The organism is Paracoccus caeni (assembly GCF_016629665.1).
Lineage (GTDB): Bacteria > Pseudomonadota > Alphaproteobacteria > Rhodobacterales > Rhodobacteraceae > Paracoccus > Paracoccus caeni.
The window spans coordinates 44402-63627 of the sequence record NZ_JAEPRQ010000010.1 but is presented as its reverse complement, the minus strand read 5'-3'; the positions used below and the strand labels follow the sequence as shown (position 1 = coordinate 63627).

Below are 19226 nucleotides of genomic sequence, written 5' to 3'. Positions count from 1 at the left end.
ATAAGACCAATGGTGAATCAGGATAAACGAAAGCTTCGCGACCTGACCTGTGCAGCGGCACTGGTCGTCTTCGGCGCGGGGATTGCGGCGGCTGATACGATGCTGGGCGCGTCTGCGCCGATGACCGGGCCGCGTGCGCTGCTGGGCCATCACTTCCAGCAAGGCGTTCGCATGGCGATTGCAGAGGTGAACGCAGCAGGCGGCGTGCTGGGCGAGCCGGTCGATGTCATCTTTGCCGATGATCAGGGCGACAACCCCAACTTCGCTCTGAACGCGATGAGCAAGCTGAAGGATTCCGACCGGGTTCCGGTCGTGTTGGGGCCGCATTTCTCGGTCGCGCAATTGGCGACGATGAAGAACTACTGCGATGGCACGCTGATTTCGATCACCGGGGCCAGCGGGGTGCCGGTGACCGAACAGGGTTGCGAATACGTCTTCCGCATCCGCGGCAACGACAACCTTCAGGCACAGGCGCTGGTGACCTATGCGCTGGAACATCTGGGCGTTGAGAAGATCGGCGTTCTTTATATCCACGACGATTTCGGCAAAGGCGGATCCGAACGGGTTCTGGCCGCGCTGGAAGCGGCGGGGGTCGAGCCTGTCTCGGTCGCAAGCCACAATCCGCATGACACGGATTTCTCGGCGCAGTTGAACACGCTGAAAGCAGCAGGGGCGGAACTGGTGATCCTGTGGACCCACGATCAGGAATCGGCGCTGATCATCCGGCAGGCGCAGCAATATAATCTGGGGATGAAATTCGCAGGCTCGACCTCGCTGAGCCAGCCGACCTTCATCGAACTGGCAGGCCCCGCAGCCGAGGGCGTGATTTCAGCCAGCGATTTCATCGCCGATAACGAAGACGCCGACGTGCAGGCATTCGTCGCGAAATACCGCGAGACCTATAACGAAGAGCCAGAGCTTTACGCGGCGACCTATTACGACTCGCTGCGTCTGGCGGCGCAGGCTATCAATGATGCCGGCAGCTTGGAACCTGCTGCGATCCGCGATGCACTGTCGAAGATCGAATATGATGGCTTGCTGGCCGATTATTCCTGCACAGCGACCGGCGATTGCAATCATCAGACCAATATCGTCGAAATCCGCGACGGCCAGCCAGCGATGCTGACCGTGGTCAAGTTCGATAAGTCGGAATAGATCTATGCTTGCAACCCGCACAGATGTCTTGGCCGAAAGCTCGGCGGAAACGATGCTGAAAGTGTCGAATGCCGATGCCTATTACGGCAAGGTTCAAATCCTTTTCGATATGTCGGTTCAGGTGAAGAAAAATCAGGTCGTGGCCCTGATCGGCGCGAATGGCGCCGGTAAGTCCACGACGCTGAACCTGATCGTCGGACGGCTGAAGCCTGCGCGGGGCGACGTTCTTCTGGATGGGAAATCCATCGCCGGAGAAAGCGTCCAATCCATCGCGGCACGCGGGATTACCTGCGTGCCGCAGCGCCGCCGCATCTTTGGTGTGATGACGGTGCGCGAAAACCTTGAAGTCGGAAGCTATCCCCGCCGCCGCGACAAAGCCGGGACAGCGCGAATTCTGGATGAGGTGTTTTCGCTGTTTCCGGTTCTGGAAAAGAAGGCCAATCATCTGAGCGGCGTTCTGTCGGGCGGCGAACAGCAGATGTTGGCCATTGCGCGCGGTCTGATGGCGCAGCCGCAGGTGCTGTTGCTGGATGAGCCATCGATGGGATTGTCGCCCAAGCTGACGACCGAAATGTTCAATGATATCCGCCGTATCGCCGATACCGGGCGGACGGTGATGATCGTCGAACAGAACGCCTATGCGGCATTGTCGGTGTCGGATTACGGATATGTGCTGGAAAACGGCAGCGTTGCGCTGGAAGGTGACGCGGAAAAGCTGATCGAGGATGACTATGTCCGTCAGACCTATCTTGGCGCCTGATCCGCAAGTGTCGCTGCGCCCGACATCCGAAGCTGTCGCAGCGCTGGTCGAATTGTTGCGGGGGCGTCTGGGCGACCGGGTGACGACCTCGGTCTCTGATCGGCACACCCACGGCCATGACGAAAGCTGGCATCCCGGCCATCCGCCCGATGCGGTCTGCTATGCGCTGTCCACGGATGAGGTCTCGTTCATCCTGTCCGCCGCCCGCGATGCGCGGGTGCCGGTGATCCCCTATGGCGCGGGAAGTTCGCTGGAAGGCCATGTCGCCGCCCTGCATGGTGGCATCAGCGTCGATCTGTCCCGCATGGACAAGATCGTTAAGGTCCGGGCCGAGGATCTGGATGTGACGGTGCAGGCGGGCGTGACCCGTCAGCAGTTGAATATCGCCCTGCGCGATACCGGCCTGTTCTTTCCCGTCGATCCAGGGGCCGAGGCCACCTTGGGCGGAATGGCCGCGACGCGGGCATCGGGAACCAACGCCGTCCGCTACGGCACGATGCGGGAAAACGTCATTTCGCTGACCGTGGTTCTGTCCGATGGCCGCGTGGTCCGCACGGCCAGCCGGGCGCGGAAATCGTCGTCAGGCTATGATCTGACCCGGCTGTTCATCGGATCCGAAGGCACGCTTGGCATCATTACCGAAGTGACGCTGCGCCTTTATGGCATCCCCGAAGCGGTTAGTGCCGCCGTCTGTTCATTCCCGGATACCGAAGCCGCGATCCGCACTGCGATCGAGACGATCCAATGCGGCGTCCCGGTGGCACGGATGGAATTTCTGGACGATGTCGCCATGCGCGCGGTCAGGGATTTCACCGGCATGACCCATGCCTGCACGCCAACGCTGTTCTTCGAATTCCACGGATCGGACGGCGGCGTGGCCGAGCAGGCGGAAACGGTGCAGGCGCTGGCCGTCGGCAATGGCGGTAGCGGTTGGCATTGGGCCAAGGACGCCGATGAACGCGCGGCTTTGTGGCGGGCGCGGCACGAATTTCACTATGCCATGCTTGCCCAACGCCCCGGCGCGCGGATCTGGGGAACGGATGCCTGCGTGCCGATCTCGGCTCTGGCGGAATGCATTGGTGAGACCCGGCAGGATACGCAGGGCGTGTCTTTCCCCGCTGCGGCCTTGGGCCATGTGGGCGACGGCAATTTCCATATGAGCTTCCTGATCGATCCCGAAGATCCGGCCGAGCTGGCACAAGCCAGAGAGCTGAATGAACGCCTGATCCAGCGCACCTTGCGGCTGGGCGGCACCTGTTCGGGCGAACACGGCATCGGCATGGGTAAGTCGAAATACCTGCCCGCCGAACATGGCGTAACAGCGGTGGATCTGATGCGCGGGTTGAAGGCTTTGTTGGATCCCGAAGGTATTCTGAACCCCGGAAAGGTTCTGCCGCCGCTTTGATTTCGCTGCGACGGCATCTTCTGCGACAGGCGTGCGATGCTTCGTGGCGCCGGATTGGAAAGGACAATCGATGAAACTTTTGCGCTATGGCCCCATGGGGATGGAAAAGCCGGGAATGCTTGATAACGCGGGCAATATCCGCGATCTGTCGGCGGTGATTTCGGACATCACCGGCGCCACTGTGTCGCCGGAAGGGCTTGACCTCTTGCGTGCGCTGGACCCCGAAAGCCTGCCTTTGGTTGAAGGCAAGCCCCGGCTTGGTCCCTGCATCGGCGCGGTGGGCAACCTGATCTCGATCGGTCTGAATTATGCAGATCATGCCGAGGAAAGCGGCGTGCCTACGCCCACCGAGCCGGTCGTCTTTTCCAAAGCAACATCGTCGATCAGCGGGCCGGACGACGACATCATCTTGCCCGAAGGGTCGCAAAAAACCGACTGGGAGGCCGAGCTGGCCTTCGTCATTTCGCGCCGCGCCTATCGCGTCGGTCTGGATGAGGCGCTGGACTACGTGGCGGGCTATTGCATCTGCCATGACGTGTCCGAGCGCAGCTTTCAGCTTGAACATGGCGGGCAGTGGATCAAGGGCAAAAGCTGCCCCAGCTTTGGGCCGTTGGGGCCGTGGCTGGTGAGCGCGGACGAGGTCGCGGATGTGCAGAATCTGGACATCTGGCTGGATCACAACGGCACCCGCCGCCAACAGGGCACGACGTCGAAAATGATCTTCCCGGTGGCCGAGATCATCGCCTATGTGTCCCGTTTCTTCTGCCTGCTGCCGGGCGACGTCATCACCACCGGCACACCCGCTGGCGTTGGCATGGGAATGACACCTCCGGCCTATCTGCGTGCCGGGGATCGGGTCGAACTGGGCATTTCCGGGCTTGGTCAACAGCGTCAGCAGGTTCGCGCTTTCGGGTGAAAACCTGTCTTTTCGGTCGGTGATTGACCGGAATCGATTGACGTAATCCTGATATCCGGGATATCAACCCAATATACGGTCAAGATAGGGCGCTGCCCTGCCTTAACCTGCGAAAATTCCTGGGGAGGAACCATGAAAGCCATCACTCTTATCGCCACCGCCACGCTGGGCCTGTTCGCCGTTTCCGCCTCGGCACAGGATTATCCGGATCGTCCGATCACGTTGATCGTGCCGTGGGGCGCAGGCGGCGGGTCCGATGCGACCGCGCGGATCGTGGCAACCCTGCTGGAAGAAAAGCTGGGCCAGCCGATCAATGTGGTGAACCGCGCAGGTGGCGGATCGGTCATCGGCCATACCGAGATCGCGAATGCCAAGCCCGATGGCTACACGCTGGGCAATATCACCACCGAACTGTCGATGTTCCATTGGCTGGGCCAGTCGCCGGTCTCGTATCAGGATTACACCCCGATCGGGCTTTTCAACGCCGATTTCGGCGGGATCTTCGTGGCGCAGAATTCGCCCTATGAAAGCTTGCAGGATCTGGTCGATGCGCTGCGCGAAGACGCATCGGCGATCCCTGCTGGCGGGGCCAATCAGGGTGGCGTCAACCATCTGGCCTATGCCGCATTGGTCGCAGAAGCGGGTGGATCGCAGGCATTCTGGGTGCCAAGCGAAGGTGCAGCACCTGCGCTGCAACTGCTGACCTCGGGCGCCATTCAGGCTGCGATCGTGCAGTTTCCCGAAGCCCGCGCGCTGATGGATGCCGGTGAAATCCGTCCGCTGGCGACGCTGAACAACGAACGCGAACCGTCTTATCCCGACGTGCCGACCGTAGCCGAAGCATCCGATGTCAATGTCTCGATCAGCGGCTGGCGCGGCTTGGCGGGGCCCAAGGACATGCCGCAAGAGGTCGTGGACAGCCTATCCGCCGCGCTGGAAGAGATCGTGGCATCTGATGAATACAAGGAATTCATGGCGTCGCGCCAATTCACCATCGCGTTCGAAGGCGGCGATGCGTTCGGCACCTATCTTGCGGAACGTGACACCCAGTTCGGTGATGCGCTGAAAGCGGCGGGTTTGGTGGCGGAATGAGCCTTCAGGACGAAGACGACCTGCTGCCACCACCGGACGTGCCGTCGCCGCCGCTTTTGGACGTGGCCCTGGGTTTGGCCTATGCGGTCGGGGGCGCGGGGCTGATCGTCGCGTCGGGGGCATTTCCGGCAATGGTGCCCGGCACCATTGTCGGGCCGGGGTTGATGCCGATGCTGTGCGGCGCGATCTTTCTGATCTTCGGCGCCGTCCTGTCGCTGACGGCGTTCCAACGCTATCGCCGCGACGGTAACGTGACCGAGGGCGAGGTTGAGCGCGGCTCACTGCCCTTCGCCATCGTGCTGATGGGCGGGCTGGTCGCGGTCGTCTGGCTGGCCGACTATCTGGGCTTTGTCGTCGTCTCGTTCCTCTATTCGCTGGCGGTGACGCTGGCGGGCGGGGCGCGCTGGATCTACGCCGCAATTCTGGCCCTGTCGGTCACCATGCTGACCTATGTGCTGTTTTCAAATCTGATGCGGGTTCCGCTGCCACGCGGCAGCCTGCTGGCCGGACTGCCATTCTAGGAAGGGCTGGCAATGGATACGATGATGCAGGCGCTTGCGCTTGTCCTGAACTTCGAAACGATCGTGACGATCCTGATCGCCTGCCTGTTCGGGCTGTTCGTGGGCGCGATTCCCGGTCTGACCGCGACAATGGCAACGGCGCTGCTGGTGCCGTTCACCTTCTACATGGATCCAATCCCGGCCATCGCCACGGTCATCGCCTGCACGGCAATGGCGATCACGGCGGGCGATATCCCAAGCGCGCTGTTGCGCATCCCCGGCACGCCGTCATCTGCGGCCTATACCGACGAAGCCTATGCGATGACCAAGAAGGGTCAGGGCGCGCAGGCTTTGGGAATTTCCATCGTCGCGTCCTGTATCGGCGGAATCGTGGGCTTTCTGGTTCTGGCTTTCATCGCGCCGATGCTGGCCAAGGTGGCGCTGCGCTTTTCCAGCTTTGAATATTTCTGGCTGGCGATTCTTGGGCTGTCCTGCGCGGCGCTGATCAGCTCTGGCGGGCCGATCAAGGGGCTGCTGGCGCTGTTTCTGGGGCTTGCGATTTCCACCATCGGAATGGACCCGCTGACCGGCGCGCCGCGCTTTTCCTTCGGCAGTGTCGAGCTGATGGGCGGGCTGTCCTTCGTTCCGGCGATGATCGGGCTGTTCGCGATTGGGGAATTGCTGCGCTATCAGCCGGGTCAGGAAAATCTGGTCAGCAACGCCAAGATCCGAAATCCCTTCTCGGGCGTCGGCAAGATCCTGCGGCAATATCGAGTCAATCTGTGGCGCGGTTCGCTGTTCGGCACCGCCGTTGGCGCATTGCCGGGTGCGGGCGGCGATCTGGGCGCGTGGATTTCTTATGCGATGGCAAAGCGGTTTTCCCGCACGCCGCAGAAATTCGGCACAGGCCATCCCGAAGGTCTGGTCGAGGCAGGGGCCAGCAACAATTCCGCCCTGTCATCGGCGTGGATTCCCGCGATGGTCTTCGGCATCCCCGGCGATGCGGTGACGGCGATTGCGGTGGGTATCCTGTTCATGAAGGGGCTGAACCCCGGTCCCCAACTGTTTACCCAGAACCCCGAGAATTTCTATGCGGTGATGCTGATCTTTCTGATCGCCAACCTGCTGCTGATCCCATTCGGCTGGCTGGCTGTTCGCACTGCCAATTCGATCTTTCGGGTGTCTCGCGCCTATCTGAACGGGGCCATCGTGATCTTCTGCCTTGTCGGCGCTTATGCGGTGAACAATTCGATGTTCGGCGTGCTGGTGATGGGTGGGTTTGGCCTGATGGCCTATGTGTTCCACCGCGCGAATTTCCCGATTGCGCCGGTCATTCTGGGCATCGTGATGGGACCGCTGCTGGAACAGAACTTCCTGACATCGATGATTATCGCGCGCGGCGATCTGACCGCGTTTTTCAGCCGCCCGATCGCGGCCGGTCTGGGCGCCGTGGTGATCCTGCTGTGGGGTCTGCCGCTTGTGCTGCGCCTATTGCGGCTTTTGCGGCCCAAGGCTGCCGCCTGAGCACGTCCAAATTCTGCCAATCTGGGGAACATGATATGAAAAAACTGATCAACCGACCCGGCGATTATGTCGATCAGGCGTTGGACGGGCTGGTCGCCGCCCATCCGGCGATGATCCGCACCGGCACTGCAGGCCGCGTCATCGCCCGCGCCGAAGGTGCGCGCAAAGGCAAGGTCGGCGTCGTGTCCGGCGGCGGCTTCGGCCATCTGCCGTTGTTTTGCGGCTATGTCGGGCAAGGGTTGCTGGACGCCTGTTCCGTCGGCAATGTCTTCGAAGGCCCGAACGTGCAAAGCTGCATCGACGCGATCAAGGCGGCGGATGGTGGTGCCGGGGTGCTGAAGCTGTTCGGCAATTACGGCGGCGACCGGATGAACTTCGAGATGGCGTCGGAGATGCTGGATTTCGAAGGGATCGAGACGACCACGGTTCTGGGCACTGACGATATCGCCAGCGCCGCCCCAGAAGAGGCGCAAAAGCGCCGCGGCGTCGCGGGGATTCTGTATGCCTACAAGATTGCCGGTGCGATTGCGGAACGCGGCGCGGCCTTGGCCGAGGTGACCGAGGTGACGGCCCGCGCCAATGCCCGGGTCCGCACCATCGGTGTCGCGCTGGCCCCATGTCAGGTGCCGGGCGCTGAACGTCCGACATTCACCCTGCCGGAAGGCGAGATTGAATTGGGTATGGGCATTCACGGCGAACCGGGCATCTGGCGCACGCAGATGATGCCTGCCGACCAACTGGCCGATGAAATGCTGAACCGGCTTCTGGCGGATCTGCCTGCGGATGCGGGCGGCAAGGTCTCGGTCCTGGTGAACAGCCTTGGCGCGACGCCGGTTGAGGAACTGTTCATCCTGTATCGCCGTGTTCGGGAACGGCTGGATCAGGAAGGCTTGCAGATTGTTCAGCCAATGATCGGCCCCTATGTCACCTCGATGGAAATGGCAGGCGCATCGATCAGCCTGTTCCATCTGGATGAGCAGTTAGAGGATCTGCTGCGCGATCCAGCGGATTGCCCGTTTTGGAGTGTCCGTCGATGATCACCCCGCAAACCCTTCAGGACGCGACCGCCCGCGCCCATGACGCGATGGCTGTGTTGGAACAAGAGCTTAATCAGGCCGATGCCGTGCTGGGCGATGGCGATACCGGCGGTATGCTGGCCCGCGTGATCGGCGGGATGGCGGCGCTGGATCTGTCGCAGGAAGACGATCTGGGCGCCGCCTTCGCGGCGCTGGCACGGGCGGCGTTGGCGAATACTGGGTCAAGCCTTGGCACGCTGATGGCGACCGCGCTGACGAGCATGGCGAAGGCGACCAAGGGCACGCCAAGTGCCGAATGGTCGGATCTGTCCCCGATGCTTGCCGATGCGCGCGATGCGATGCTGAAACGCGGCGGGGCCAGCCTTGGCGACAAGACGGTTCTGGACGGGCTGGATGCGGTCGCCACGGCGCTGAACGGGGTCGAAACCCCGGCTGCGGCAGGTGCGCAGGCAAGGGCTGCGGCCGATCAGGCGCTTGCGACCTTCCGCGACCTTCCCTGCAAGGTCGGCCGTGCCCGGATGTTCGCCGATAAAAGCATCGGCATCGACGATCCGGGGATGCTGGCTTTTGCAAAGCTGGTCGCGGCGCTGGCGGCCTGAACCCTGTCAGGCCGCAGAATATCCCAGACTGCGCGAGATTTGATCGGCGTGGAAAATCACCACCTTCGACAGCTCTGGCACGTTTTCGACGGGCAGTTGCCATGCCGATCCCGATACCGACAGCCCGGCAAAGACATTGCCGTTCTGATTGCGGATCGGCGCGCCGATGCAGCGCAGGCCGGGCTGATGCTCGGCCTCGTCGATCGAATAGCCACGGCTGCGGATCTTTTCCAGCTCTTCACGAAGCTGCGGGCCGGTATGGATGGTGTTGTCGGTGAAGCGTTGAAGGCCCCGTTCAATCAACTTTTCGACCACCTCTTCGGGCTGCCAGGCAAGGATCGCCTTGCCAACGCTGGTGCAATGGGCCGGGGCGTTCTCAATGAAGGTGGACGACATCGGTCCACCCAGTTCGGGCGACGGATCGGCGCGGTTGATGACCACAGCCCGGTAGCCGTCGAAAATCGCCAGATGCACGCTGTGCCCGCTGATCCGGCGCAGCGCCGACACATGCGGCCCGGCCTCGCGGTTCAGGTCAAAGTTCGCAAGCGCGGTGTTGCCAAGCTCGAACAGCTTCAGGCCAAGCCTATAGCGGTCGCGTTCACGGTCCTGATCCAGAAAGCCCACCTCGCGCAGCGATGCCAGCAAACGATGCGTGGTCGAACGGGGAAAGGACGTGCGCTGACAGATATCGGCCAGCGTCAGCGAACGGTCGGTCGTCGAGAAACATTCCAGAACCTTGACCAGCTTGACCAAAGATTTCAGGTGGTCATCCGATCCCTTGGCCCCACGCGGGGGCTTGCTGACGGCGGGCGTAGCCGGGCTGTCGGGAAGGGCGGGGGTTTCAGATCGTGGCAATGTAAGCTCCGGAATGAAATTGCAGTCCGGAATACGGACAATCTATCACCTCCAGTCTTACCCCGCCCTGCTGCCCGCTGTCCAGATCGATGCGGTATTCCGGGTCATTTGCCGCCTGCGGAAAGTGCGTCGATTCCGCTTCTGAATGCTTGACGGGATCACATCCTGCAAATAATCTCTTTTAGTGAGATTAAATCCCACAATATGGGAATCAATGAGAGCCGAAAGGCTGAGGAAGGAGAACGAGGAATGCCCCAGATCGACAAGCCCGCCCTGAAAAAGGCGCTGCGCGGGATTTTGCCCCCGGTGACCATGCCGTTCGGTGAAGATGGCAAGCTGCAATCGCAGACCATCGCCGACCAGATGGACTGGACCATCAAGGCTGGCGCCAATGGCGTGGTCGCAGGCGGCTCGACCGGCGAAGGCCATACGCTGGCGACCGAAGAATTCGTCGAAGCGATGAAGGCGACTGCCGCCGGTGTGGCGGGCCGCGTGCCTTTCGTCGCCGGCCTGATCGTCAACTCGACCAAGGAAGCGATCGACCGTACCAACGCGCTGCACGACATCAAGGTGGACGCGCTGCAGGTGACGCCTGTGCATTACCTGTTCAAGCCCGGCCCCGATGCGACGGTCGCGCATTTCCGCCAGATCTGGGAAGAAACTGGGATTCCGATCATCATCTATAACGTGATCCCGTGGAACTACCTGTCGGTCGATCTGATGCTGCGGATCATGGATGAAGTGCCGGGCGTGATCGGCATGAAGCAAAGCTCGGGCGACCTGAAATCGGTCTCTGATCTGGTGCAGCAGACCAAGCCGGACAATATCGTGCTGACCGGCGTTGATGCGCTGCTGTATTCGGCATTTGCGCTTGGTGCCGATGGCGCGATTTCGGCGCTGACCGCGGCTTTGCCGGGCGTGACATCGAAACTGTTCACGCTGACCGAGGCTGGCAAGCACGAAGAAGCACTGGCGATCCACAACAAACTGAACCGCCTGTGGAACGCGCTAAGCCATGACAACCTGCCTGCCTGCGTGAAATACATCCAGCACCGTCAGGGCCAACCGATGTTCGCACCGCGCGCGCCGATGGAAGTGGTGAGCGACGCGCAGAAGCAGAAGATGGATGAGGCCCTGAAGGACCTGATCTGACGCGATCAGCGTCGACCGGGGGGCGGACGATGTGCCGCCCCCATTTCATTTCTTATGCAGAACGGACCTTCCTGATGCCCTTCACCCCCCACGGCAAGCATCTGATCGCGGGCGACTGGATCGCCACGGATCAGCGTTTTTCCAGCGAACCGGCGCATGGGCCGGTGCATGAATTCTCGGTCGGTTCGGTCGATCTGGTCAACCGCGCCTGTGAGGCTGCGGAAGAGGCATTCTGGTCTTTCGGCTATTCCACCCGCGACGACCGCGCCCGTTTCCTTGACGCCATCGCGGATGAGATCGAGGCGCGGGCGGAAGCGATCACCCGAATCGGCAGTCAGGAAACTGGTCTGCCCGAAGCCCGTCTGAATGGCGAACGCGGCCGCACGACTGGCCAGCTTCGCCTGTTCGCGGACCATATCCGCAAGGGTGACTACCTTGACCGCCGCCACGATCCCGCCTTGCCGGATCGTCAGCCGCTGCCGCGTCCCGATTTGCGTTTGATCGAACGCCCAATCGGCCCGGTCGCAGTCTTCGGCGCATCCAATTTCCCGCTGGCCTTTTCCACCGCAGGCGGCGACACCGCCGCAGCACTGGCTGCCGGATGCCCGGTCGTAGTCAAGGGCCACTCTGCCCATCCCGGCACTGGCGAAATCGTGGCCGAAGCGATCCACGCCGCAATCCGGACCCGCAATCTGCATCCCGGTGTGTTCAGTCTGGTCCAAGGCGGCAGGCGCGACGTCGGCACTGCGTTGGTGCAACACCCGCTGATTAAGGCCGCCGGCTTTACCGGCAGCCTTGCCGGTGGCCGGGCGCTGTTCGATCTGTGTGCCGCACGGCCCGAGCCGATCCCGTTCTTCGGCGAGTTGGGCTCGGTCAACCCGATGTTCCTGCTACCCGCCGCGATGGGCGCACGCGCGGAAACCATCGGCAGTGGCTGGGCAGCGTCGCTGACGATGGGCGCGGGTCAGTTCTGCACCAATCCCGGCATTGCCGTTGTTCTGGACGGCCCCGACGCCGACCGCTTCACTGATGCCGCTAAGGCAGCCCTTGCCGATGTCGCCCCGCAAGCAATGCTGACCCCCGGAATCGCGCAGGCCTATCGCGACGGCAAAGCTCGCTTTGATAGCCGCAATGCGGTAAAGCCGGTCCTGACCACCGAGAGCAACGATCGCCAAGTTAGCCCAAACCTCTACGAGACAACGGCAAATGCCTATCTGCAAGACCACGCCCTTGGCGAAGAAGTCTTCGGGCCCCTGGGCCTGATCATCCGCGTCAGCAATCTGGACGAGATGACGCGGCTTGCACGCGGCTTTGATGGACAACTGACCACGACGATCCACATGGACGATCCCGATCTACCCTCAGCCCAAGCACTATTGCCGATTTTGGAGCGTAAGGCAGGCCGCGTCCTGGTCAACGGCTTCCCCACCGGGGTCGAGGTCGCCGACGCCATGGTCCACGGCGGTCCCTATCCCGCCAGCACCAATTTCGGCGCCACTTCTATCGGCACGCTCTCTATCCGCCGCTTTCTTCGGCCGGTGAGCTATCAGAATTTTCCCGAAGGCTTGCTACCGAGAGATCTGCTCGGAGGCTGACGGACCTGTTTCCAACCTGTTGCAGCCCGCAGGAAAAATCGCGTAGCTAATTATATGATGTCTGATGGCTGGAGTATGGGATGAAACGCAGGCGTGACAGTCTGGCTTCGATCATGGCGCGCGATATCGCCGAGAGGATCTAGAATGGCGAATATCCGATTGGTGAGCGCATACCTATCGAAGCCCAGCTTTGCGACATCTACAATGTCAGTCGGACCGTGGTTCGCGAGGCGATTGCCCATTTGCGGTCTGAATGTCTGGTCGAATCTCGGCAGGGGTGGGCGTCTTCGTGTCCGGCCAAGGTGGCCTGACGCTGAAAATCAGCGCCGATGAGCCGGGCGACAGGCTAAAACGGGTGTCACGTGGCCAAGATGGGGATTGCGATGCAAGATACAGTTTCCCGCTTGGAGCAGGAGCTCCAGATCAGGCAACGCACAGTGCTTTTCCTCGTTGCGGAATATGTTTCGCGCAATCCGGCTGAACGTCCGAAGATCATCGCTTTTTTGGAAGAGTTGCTTCCAGACATGGATGAAGCTGCGGCAGTTATAGGGCGTGAAATTTTGTATGACCTGAGGGGAAATCAACTGAAATAACGCGTTGCGTAACTTCTTCCCGTTCAGTGCAATCAACTCAAGCTATCCTGTCTTCTCGCCGATTGCCAACGCCTGCTCCGACCATGCAACCTACAAAAGTTAAACAGGCCGGCATTGAGCTTCCCGGTTGAATATGCCTTGGTGTGAGCGCTCTTAGCGCGCCTTGCCCAACTGAAATCCTTACATTGCGAGAACTTTTGATGCTCGCCTTCCTATCTGGCACCTCGTACGGTGCCTTGCTGTGTTTACTTTGCCTGAGCAGTCTGGCGAACTGGCTTACGTTAACCAGCGCATGCGCCTTGGGTGTTGCACTGGCATACGGATTCTGGAACCGGCTGAGAATCCGCTACCCTACCGACGAAGAGATCTTTCGTTCAGAGCAGCAGGTTGGAGACCGCAATGCCAAGCTGCGCGCGGGAAAACGTCTGTGCAAGCTATGTGGGCAGCCGGTGCCGTCACATCATGATCATCGGGAAAAGTGAACACGGAAGGCGGTGTGAACGGGCGGAGCCAGAAGCCCAAGACGGCGTAGCGCGCTCGCTGCGCTCGCACCGCTTTAATCACAGCGAACATAGGTGTTCAGTCCCGACATCTGGTGGATCGGGTTGAGGGTGAATCTGTCCGGCTCTGATGTCCAGATCTTGCAGATGTATTCGTATGGCGTGAGGCCGCCGAGGGTCTTGAGCCTTCGCGCGAAGTTGTAGGCAGCTATGAAGTCGGTGAGGCGCGTGCGAAGCTGATCATGGCTGTCTTAATCGAAGCGCTTCACGGTGGCCTCCTTGATCGTGCGGTTCATTCGTTCAACCTGTCAGTTGGTCCAGGGGTGTTTCACCTTAGTCAGTCAGTGATCTATGTCGTGTTCACAGGGGGCGGAATGCTGGAAGCGCTGCGGGATTTCTGGGCCATCATTGTGGCCTTCTTCGAGCTTGGCGTCTGACTCGGCAGAATGGAGGCCAAGGGGGACCAACTCTAAAGACATCGCGCGTCTCGAAAAGCAGATCGAGCGCGAACGCCTCGATACCCGTGAAAAGCTGGACGATCTGACCGACATGATGCGCGAGCAAAAACGCGACATCAAGCTCCTGTTCGGGCCCGGACACGTGCAGCACTGGGATGACCGCACGCAACCGCCTGGTCGGAGCAGATAACGAGCCGGGTCTCGGTGGAACGCGGGAACCCGGCTCGGCGCCGACCACAAAAGGCGGGATGCCAGCGCCCATCACTGATGCGCCTATGGGTTCAGCTTGTCCAGTTCGGTGTTAGAAGTATCAGGGGACTTTGGTCGCGGCGCCTTCCGTTTCCCAACACCCGCGACCATCCCCTGACGGGAAGTGCGGCTGACTGCCGTCTGAAACGACCGAGGGCAAGCTAGAAGTGGGGTCGGGCGTAAACACTGCAACCTAGTTCAGGGGATCCCGACCCCTTGCGCCGCCCGAGCACTGGCGGTGTCGGCGGCGCAGAGTAGTCATGAACCAACCATTCCGGCTTATCCAGTCAAGGGCCGCTACAGGTGTAGGGGGTTCTTACCATCCCGGATTCGTCAAGCAGGACGTAATCAAGGGGAAGGAAGAGAAGATGATCAGCCGCTTCACACACACATTACGCGGCAGCCAACACAAACCTGCGGCTGATCACTCTACCCGTCTCTTCGCGAATTGCCTTTGGCGTATTCCTGATTGATGAGTCGGTCAAAGAAAAATCGAGCAGCCTATCCGAAAGGACATTTCTTGCGTATGTTGCAGAAAATATCTTCAGCTTGGCGTCAAAAAAATCAACCGCCGGCGGATACCGAAAAGCCAATCGTTTTGGGATTTTGCTCAAACGACCGGGCAGCGAACTCATAAACAATTACACAAGCCACCCGGTCGTTGAGCGATACATATGCTACCTATGATGGAACGTCACCCTGTCTATTTGGGCAATCGCCCAACATGTGGGCGAGGCGCGTTTCCGCTCTCATAAGACAACATTTTAGGTGAACCAATTTCTAGCGGAGGCCAACCAGCGGCGCCACATAGGCCGCGCCCAGCGTAGTCGTCGCAACAGCAAAAAGACCCGCGCCTATTTGAAGGATTTCTAAGAAAAATCGCGACTATTTGACTGACAGCCGCGAGACCGAGGTTAGATCATCGCTAAGCTGTTGCAGTGCTATTGTACGCTTCTGAGCGTCGGAAATACGCAAGATATAGGCGGGATGCCAAGACACCAGAACCGGGCCACCATGCAGCCCGGTTTCGATTTTTCCGCGCCGTTCGTTCATCGGGCCATCGTTGTCGGTCAACGCAAAAGCTGCGGATGCGCCAAGGGCCAGAGCTATCTTCGGCTGAATAAAGCGGTGCTCCAGCCTTAACCACCATCGACAATGCCGGATCTCGCCGCGATCAGGGTTGCGGTGAAGGCGGCGTTTACCCTGCGCTACGAATTTGAAATGTTTGACGGCATTGGTAAGCCAGACCTGCGCGACTTCCAACCCGGCCTGTTGCATCGTTTGGCGTAGCAACTGACCGGCGGGACCCAAGAAGGGGCGGCCCTGCAAATCCTCGTGATCGCCCGGCTGTTCGCCCACTATCATCGCGCGGGCATCCGTTGATCCTTCACCCCAAACCGTTTGCGTCGCGGCCTCGCACAGATTGCAACGGCGGCATTGCATCGCTGCCTGCCGCGCTTGATCAAGTGTATCGGGCAGTTCGGCAGCCTGCGGCATGGAACTGCGATAGCGAGTCGAGACGGGCGCCGCGCCTTGACGCGGGTCGGATGCGCCAGCCTCCCGCATCCGTTCCACCCGCTCTTCGGCATCGGCCAGCATTTCGGGGATCAATTCGGTCTCGGGCAGGTTCTTCCAGTATTTCTTCGGCATTTCGGACCGCATCGCATTCAGCTTGATCCGAGCAGGGTTGAAAATGTTGGTAAAATAGGTTGCCCACAACGTCTCGGCAGCATCGTCGGGCAGATCGGGTCGGGGACCGCCGGGATGGAAGGTTAATGTGCCAGCGCGGAAACGAGCCGACAGGCTGGGAGTCGCAATTAGCCAATCCATGTCGGCGAAGCGGCGGGCGAAGAAAGTGCTGCCGGGTTCAAGCGTGTTGTGCTCGGGTTCGAACCAAGCGGCGAAACTGCGGCGGGGGGCGGTGCCGGGCAGTTCGCGAAACCTGACGAAAGCGTGCATTTTGTGAATATCACGGCGCACGGCGCGGCTCATCAGGTGCAGTTGCCGCCCCAAAGGGTCTGCCTGCGACAGCGGATCACCGTCACGTCGGCTCATCCGCCAGAGCGCTTGATACAGCAGGCCGAAGCGAGCGGGCGATTTGTGCCAGACGACCGTGCGTGTAAGCGGTAGGAAATCCTTACGGGTGCGAACCTCATGCGGGCCGGGGACGGTTGGCAGGGGTGCCGCATCGAACAGACCATGGTTGCCCGTCCAGTCGAGCTTCTCAGGCGAGATCGCATGGCTAATCGCGCGCCGGGCGGCGTTGCGCCAAGCTTCGCAGGTTCCGGTTTCGGGCAAGGTGACGGCGTAGGTCACAGCAGCGCCAATTGTTGCGGCGGCGGCAAGAAGCGGGTGCGCAGATCGGCGCTGTCGGTCAGACTGCCGGGCGACCAACCGGGGGCCTGAATGAACGGGCGCGCCTTTTTTACCAACGCACCCATGCGTGCCAAATCTTCGACCCGCAGGCGGGCGTGGCGGCGCGCGACCAGAATGCGGTCGACGATCCGCGTACCAAAGCCCGGCACTCGCAGCAGCAGCTCCCGCGCGGCATGGTTCACATCCACCGGGAAAAGCGCGCGGTTTCGAAGCGCCCATGCCAGCTTTGGATCCACGTCCAGATCCAGATGGCCGCCGATCGCACCCGTGCAGATTTCTTCAGTCGAAAAGCCGTAGAAACGCAGCAACCAATCAGCCTGATACAGGCGATGCTCGCGCAGCAGCGGCGGCTTTACCAGCGGCAGGGCAGCCGAGGCATCGGGGATCGGGCTGAAGGCCGAATAATAAACCCGTCGCAGTTTGTAACCGGAATAAAGCCGGGTTGCGCTGTTCAGGATGGTCAGATCATCCGCACCATCGGCCCCCACAATCATCTGTGTGCTTTGCCCGGCGGGCGCGAAACGACGCGCCTTGCGCCCGCGATAGGTCTTTTCTGTCGCCGCTTGCTGTTCAACGCGAACCTGCGCCATCGCGCCCCTGATGGTCTCTGGTCGCTTTTCCGGCGCAAGACTGCGAACGCTTGCATCCTGTGGCAGTTCGACATTGATAGACAGCCTGTCGGCCCACAAACCCGCCTCGCGGATCAGTTCGGGGGCGGCGTCGGGGATGGTTTTCAGATGGATATAGCCACGGAACAGATGATCTTCGCGTAGGCTGCGGGCGATGCGGACCATATCCGACATGGTCTGATCCGGCGATTTAATGATGCCGGACGACAGGAACAACCCTTCAATATAGTTGCGACGATAGAATTCCAGCGTCAGCGACACCACCTCTTCCACAGAAAATCGTGCGCGTTCGACATTAGATGAGACGCGGTTGATGCAATAAGCACAGTCGAAAATGCAGAAATTCGTCATCAGAATCTTCAGCAGCGAGATGCAGCGACCGTCGGGCGTGTAGGCGTGACAGATCCCGCTGCCCCCTGACGATCCGATGCCGCCCTTGCGCGAATCCCGCCGTTCACTCCCGCTGGAAGCGCAGGAGGCGTCGTATTTTGCCGCGTCCGAAAGGATCGCAAGCTTGTCCTGAAGGGTGCGCCCGGCCATCTGCGCAATGTCGATGTTCTTGTTGTGTTCGTCAAGCTGGCGACTCGCCTAATAAACAAACTATAGGTCATGTCGACATCGCCTGCATCAGGCTACGGCTTCGCTATTTGTCAACATGATCTAGCCCCATGGAGTTCGAGGCTCGCGCTATGCTAGCTTAACCTGCTGTCCATGAAACCGGCAGCAGCTCACTGTTACGACCATCTGGCTGGCGAGGTTGGGGGTAAGACTGTATGAGCGGATGCAGGCAGATCAGTGGTTGGCGGGTGACATGACCATCACGGATCGTGGCGAGCAAAAGCTCGTCGAAATCCGACTGGCCCTTGAGGGCCTGCCACCCAGCAACCGCCCCCTCTGCCGCCCCTGTCAGGACTGGAGTCAGCGACGATAGCCTCTGGCCGGGCGGCTGGGCAAGGCCACTCTGGACCACCTCGTTGCCCGACCCTGGGCGCAGCGAGCTATCCGTTACGGTGAGCGATCACCTGACGGTCCGTGCCGGCGTTATGTCGAGTAAAGGCGCTACGATGCGCGGTCAGCGGATGTTGCCTCAGGGTCGAAGTGAAGGCTGGTTTGGCTTTGTTGTCCGATTCTGAACAGCGGCGTGTCAGCCGCTGCTGTTCAGATTGGCCTGACAAACCTTCAAAGCCTCTCCATTCCCGCCTCCAGCCACGCGGAAAAGGCAGCCTCGGTCAGATCGTCCGTAGCAAGACTCTCCATCATGCGGACACCCTCGACCGGATCAGGGCGGAAGCCCAGGCCGTTGAGGCGCAAAAAAGTCAGTGCGGTCACAAAGGCCGTGCGCTTGTTTCCGTCGACAAAGGCATGCGCCTTGACGACGCCGTAGGCATAGGCTGCGGAAAGCTCAGACAGAGAGGGCGTGCCGTAGGCCGCTTGATTCAGCGGGCGTGCGCAGGCTGCCTCGAGAAGGCCGCGGTCGCGCATCCCGGGTGCGCCACCGTGGCGAGCGATCTGGCGATCATGGATGGCGATGACGGCGGCAAGCGGGACCCAGATCGCGCCTATCACGCTAGGGCTGCCAGCAGGTCGCGGTTCTCGTCCATGACGATCTCGGCAACCTCGAGCGCGGCCACGACCTCGGGATCGTGCGCAGTGATGCGCAGCGAGCCGTCATCTCCGCGAAGCACGAACAGGCTGTCGCCTTCCTTCACGTCCAGCAACGCCAACATCTCGGTCGTCAGCGTCATTACGGCGGAATTGCCGACTTTCCGAACCTTGCTGTGCATCATGGCGGGCCTCCTAAATCACATTCGTATATACGCTTTACTTGCAC

The 19226-nt window shown here is 60.7% G+C and carries 18 protein-coding genes and 1 pseudogene; 13 read left to right on the top strand and 6 right to left on the bottom strand.

What is annotated here, in order from left to right:
- Positions 1 to 9 precede the first annotated feature (9 nt).
- The 9 genes from JJJ17_RS18565 to JJJ17_RS18525 all read left to right on the top strand — a co-directional run bounded on the left by JJJ17_RS18565 (position 10) and on the right by JJJ17_RS18525 (position 8988).
- Positions 10 to 1155, top strand: a complete 1146-nt coding sequence (locus JJJ17_RS18565) for an ABC transporter substrate-binding protein (RefSeq protein WP_200689149.1) — start codon at positions 10 to 12, stop codon at positions 1153 to 1155.
- Between the two features lie 4 nt (positions 1156 to 1159).
- A complete protein-coding gene (locus JJJ17_RS18560) occupies positions 1160 to 1915 on the top strand; it encodes an ABC transporter ATP-binding protein (protein WP_200689148.1) in 756 nt (251 codons plus the stop codon).
- Positions 1887 to 3320 carry an FAD-binding oxidoreductase gene (locus tag JJJ17_RS18555; RefSeq protein ID WP_200689147.1) on the top strand — a complete coding sequence of 478 codons (1434 nt, stop codon included), beginning with the start codon at positions 1887 to 1889 and terminating at the stop codon, positions 3318 to 3320. Before JJJ17_RS18560 ends, JJJ17_RS18555 begins: the two co-directional genes overlap by 29 nt.
- Positions 3321 to 3390: 70 nt before the next feature.
- Positions 3391 to 4236, top strand: coding sequence for a fumarylacetoacetate hydrolase family protein (locus JJJ17_RS18550; RefSeq protein ID WP_200689143.1), 846 nt, complete (start codon positions 3391 to 3393; stop codon positions 4234 to 4236).
- A 132-nt stretch (positions 4237 to 4368) separates the two neighbouring features.
- Positions 4369 to 5328: a tripartite tricarboxylate transporter substrate binding protein gene (locus JJJ17_RS18545; RefSeq protein ID WP_200689141.1), complete on the top strand. Its 960-nt coding sequence runs from the start codon at positions 4369 to 4371 to the stop codon at positions 5326 to 5328.
- The gene (locus JJJ17_RS18540) at positions 5325 to 5849 is read left to right on the top strand and encodes a tripartite tricarboxylate transporter TctB family protein (protein WP_200689139.1); all 525 of its coding nucleotides are present in this window, start codon (positions 5325 to 5327) and stop codon (positions 5847 to 5849) included. Before JJJ17_RS18545 ends, JJJ17_RS18540 begins: the two co-directional genes overlap by 4 nt.
- Before the next feature lie 12 nt (positions 5850 to 5861).
- Positions 5862 to 7352, top strand: a complete 1491-nt coding sequence (locus JJJ17_RS18535; RefSeq protein ID WP_200689137.1) for a tripartite tricarboxylate transporter permease — start codon at positions 5862 to 5864, stop codon at positions 7350 to 7352.
- A gap of 35 nt (positions 7353 to 7387) precedes the next feature.
- Positions 7388 to 8389, top strand: coding sequence for a dihydroxyacetone kinase subunit DhaK (locus tag JJJ17_RS18530; protein ID WP_200689136.1), 1002 nt, complete (start codon positions 7388 to 7390; stop codon positions 8387 to 8389).
- Complete coding sequence (locus JJJ17_RS18525) at positions 8386 to 8988, top strand: DAK2 domain-containing protein (protein ID WP_200689134.1); 603 nt, start codon at positions 8386 to 8388, stop codon at positions 8986 to 8988. The genes JJJ17_RS18530 and JJJ17_RS18525 overlap by 4 nt, the downstream gene beginning before the upstream one ends.
- A gap of 6 nt (positions 8989 to 8994) precedes the next feature.
- On the opposite strand, the gene JJJ17_RS18520 is transcribed toward JJJ17_RS18525, so the two are convergent.
- Complete coding sequence (locus JJJ17_RS18520; RefSeq protein WP_200689133.1) at positions 8995 to 9843, bottom strand: IclR family transcriptional regulator; 849 nt, start codon at positions 9841 to 9843, stop codon at positions 8995 to 8997.
- Positions 9844 to 10092: 249 nt separating this feature from the next.
- Here JJJ17_RS18520 and JJJ17_RS18515 point away from each other — a divergent pair, with 249 nt between their 5' ends.
- From JJJ17_RS18515 to JJJ17_RS20425, 4 genes are all read left to right on the top strand, one after another.
- Positions 10093 to 10995 carry a dihydrodipicolinate synthase family protein gene (locus JJJ17_RS18515; protein WP_200689129.1) on the top strand — a complete coding sequence of 301 codons (903 nt, stop codon included), beginning with the start codon at positions 10093 to 10095 and terminating at the stop codon, positions 10993 to 10995.
- A gap of 74 nt (positions 10996 to 11069) precedes the next feature.
- The gene (locus tag JJJ17_RS18510; protein WP_200689128.1) at positions 11070 to 12590 is read left to right on the top strand and encodes an aldehyde dehydrogenase (NADP(+)); all 1521 of its coding nucleotides are present in this window, start codon (positions 11070 to 11072) and stop codon (positions 12588 to 12590) included.
- Between the two features lie 158 nt (positions 12591 to 12748).
- Positions 12749 to 12901 carry a GntR family transcriptional regulator gene (locus tag JJJ17_RS20430; protein WP_325168840.1) on the top strand — a complete coding sequence of 51 codons (153 nt, stop codon included), beginning with the start codon at positions 12749 to 12751 and terminating at the stop codon, positions 12899 to 12901.
- A gap of 51 nt (positions 12902 to 12952) precedes the next feature.
- A complete protein-coding gene (locus JJJ17_RS20425) occupies positions 12953 to 13183 on the top strand; it encodes a hypothetical protein (RefSeq protein ID WP_234464195.1) in 231 nt (76 codons plus the stop codon).
- A 556-nt stretch (positions 13184 to 13739) separates the two neighbouring features.
- Here JJJ17_RS20425 and JJJ17_RS18500 read toward each other — a convergent pair.
- The 5 genes and pseudogenes from JJJ17_RS18500 to JJJ17_RS18480 form a co-directional block, all read right to left on the bottom strand.
- Positions 13740 to 14024, bottom strand: a pseudogene (locus JJJ17_RS18500) (integrase core domain-containing protein); the annotation flags it as partial.
- A gap of 1251 nt (positions 14025 to 15275) precedes the next feature.
- Positions 15276 to 16706 carry a UdgX family uracil-DNA binding protein gene (locus tag JJJ17_RS18495; RefSeq protein ID WP_200689127.1) on the bottom strand — a complete coding sequence of 477 codons (1431 nt, stop codon included), beginning with the start codon at positions 16704 to 16706 and terminating at the stop codon, positions 15276 to 15278.
- On the bottom strand, positions 16703 to 17935 hold the full coding sequence (locus tag JJJ17_RS18490; protein ID WP_200689126.1) for a putative DNA modification/repair radical SAM protein: 1233 nt from the start codon (positions 17933 to 17935) through the stop codon (positions 16703 to 16705). The genes JJJ17_RS18495 and JJJ17_RS18490 overlap by 4 nt, the downstream gene beginning before the upstream one ends.
- A gap of 639 nt (positions 17936 to 18574) precedes the next feature.
- Positions 18575 to 18961 (bottom strand): type II toxin-antitoxin system death-on-curing family toxin, encoded by a 387-nt coding sequence (locus JJJ17_RS18485; protein WP_200689125.1) that lies wholly within the window; start codon positions 18959 to 18961, stop codon positions 18575 to 18577.
- The gene (locus JJJ17_RS18480; RefSeq protein WP_200689124.1) at positions 18958 to 19182 is read right to left on the bottom strand and encodes an AbrB/MazE/SpoVT family DNA-binding domain-containing protein; all 225 of its coding nucleotides are present in this window, start codon (positions 19180 to 19182) and stop codon (positions 18958 to 18960) included. The genes JJJ17_RS18485 and JJJ17_RS18480 overlap by 4 nt, the downstream gene beginning before the upstream one ends.
- Between the last annotated feature and the right edge of the window lie 44 nt (positions 19183 to 19226).

Bases quoted from the DNA above. Each gene is read 5' to 3' on its own strand.
- JJJ17_RS18565 (WP_200689149.1), top strand. From the start codon at position 10: ATGGTGAATCAGGATAAACGAAAGCTTCGCGACCTGACCTGTGCAGCG.
- JJJ17_RS18560 (WP_200689148.1), top strand. From the start codon at position 1,160: ATGCTTGCAACCCGCACAGATGTCTTGGCCGAAAGCTCGGCGGAAACG.
- JJJ17_RS18555 (WP_200689147.1), top strand. From the start codon at position 1,887: ATGTCCGTCAGACCTATCTTGGCGCCTGATCCGCAAGTGTCGCTGCGC.
- JJJ17_RS18550 (WP_200689143.1), top strand. From the start codon at position 3,391: ATGAAACTTTTGCGCTATGGCCCCATGGGGATGGAAAAGCCGGGAATG.
- JJJ17_RS18545 (WP_200689141.1), top strand. From the start codon at position 4,369: ATGAAAGCCATCACTCTTATCGCCACCGCCACGCTGGGCCTGTTCGCC.
- JJJ17_RS18540 (WP_200689139.1), top strand. From the start codon at position 5,325: ATGAGCCTTCAGGACGAAGACGACCTGCTGCCACCACCGGACGTGCCG.
- JJJ17_RS18535 (WP_200689137.1), top strand. From the start codon at position 5,862: ATGGATACGATGATGCAGGCGCTTGCGCTTGTCCTGAACTTCGAAACG.
- JJJ17_RS18530 (WP_200689136.1), top strand. From the start codon at position 7,388: ATGAAAAAACTGATCAACCGACCCGGCGATTATGTCGATCAGGCGTTG.
- JJJ17_RS18525 (WP_200689134.1), top strand. From the start codon at position 8,386: ATGATCACCCCGCAAACCCTTCAGGACGCGACCGCCCGCGCCCATGAC.
- JJJ17_RS18515 (WP_200689129.1), top strand. From the start codon at position 10,093: ATGCCCCAGATCGACAAGCCCGCCCTGAAAAAGGCGCTGCGCGGGATT.
- JJJ17_RS18510 (WP_200689128.1), top strand. From the start codon at position 11,070: ATGCCCTTCACCCCCCACGGCAAGCATCTGATCGCGGGCGACTGGATC.
- JJJ17_RS18490 (WP_200689126.1), bottom strand. From the start codon at position 17,935: ATGGCCGGGCGCACCCTTCAGGACAAGCTTGCGATCCTTTCGGACGCG.
- JJJ17_RS18480 (WP_200689124.1), bottom strand. From the start codon at position 19,182: ATGATGCACAGCAAGGTTCGGAAAGTCGGCAATTCCGCCGTAATGACG.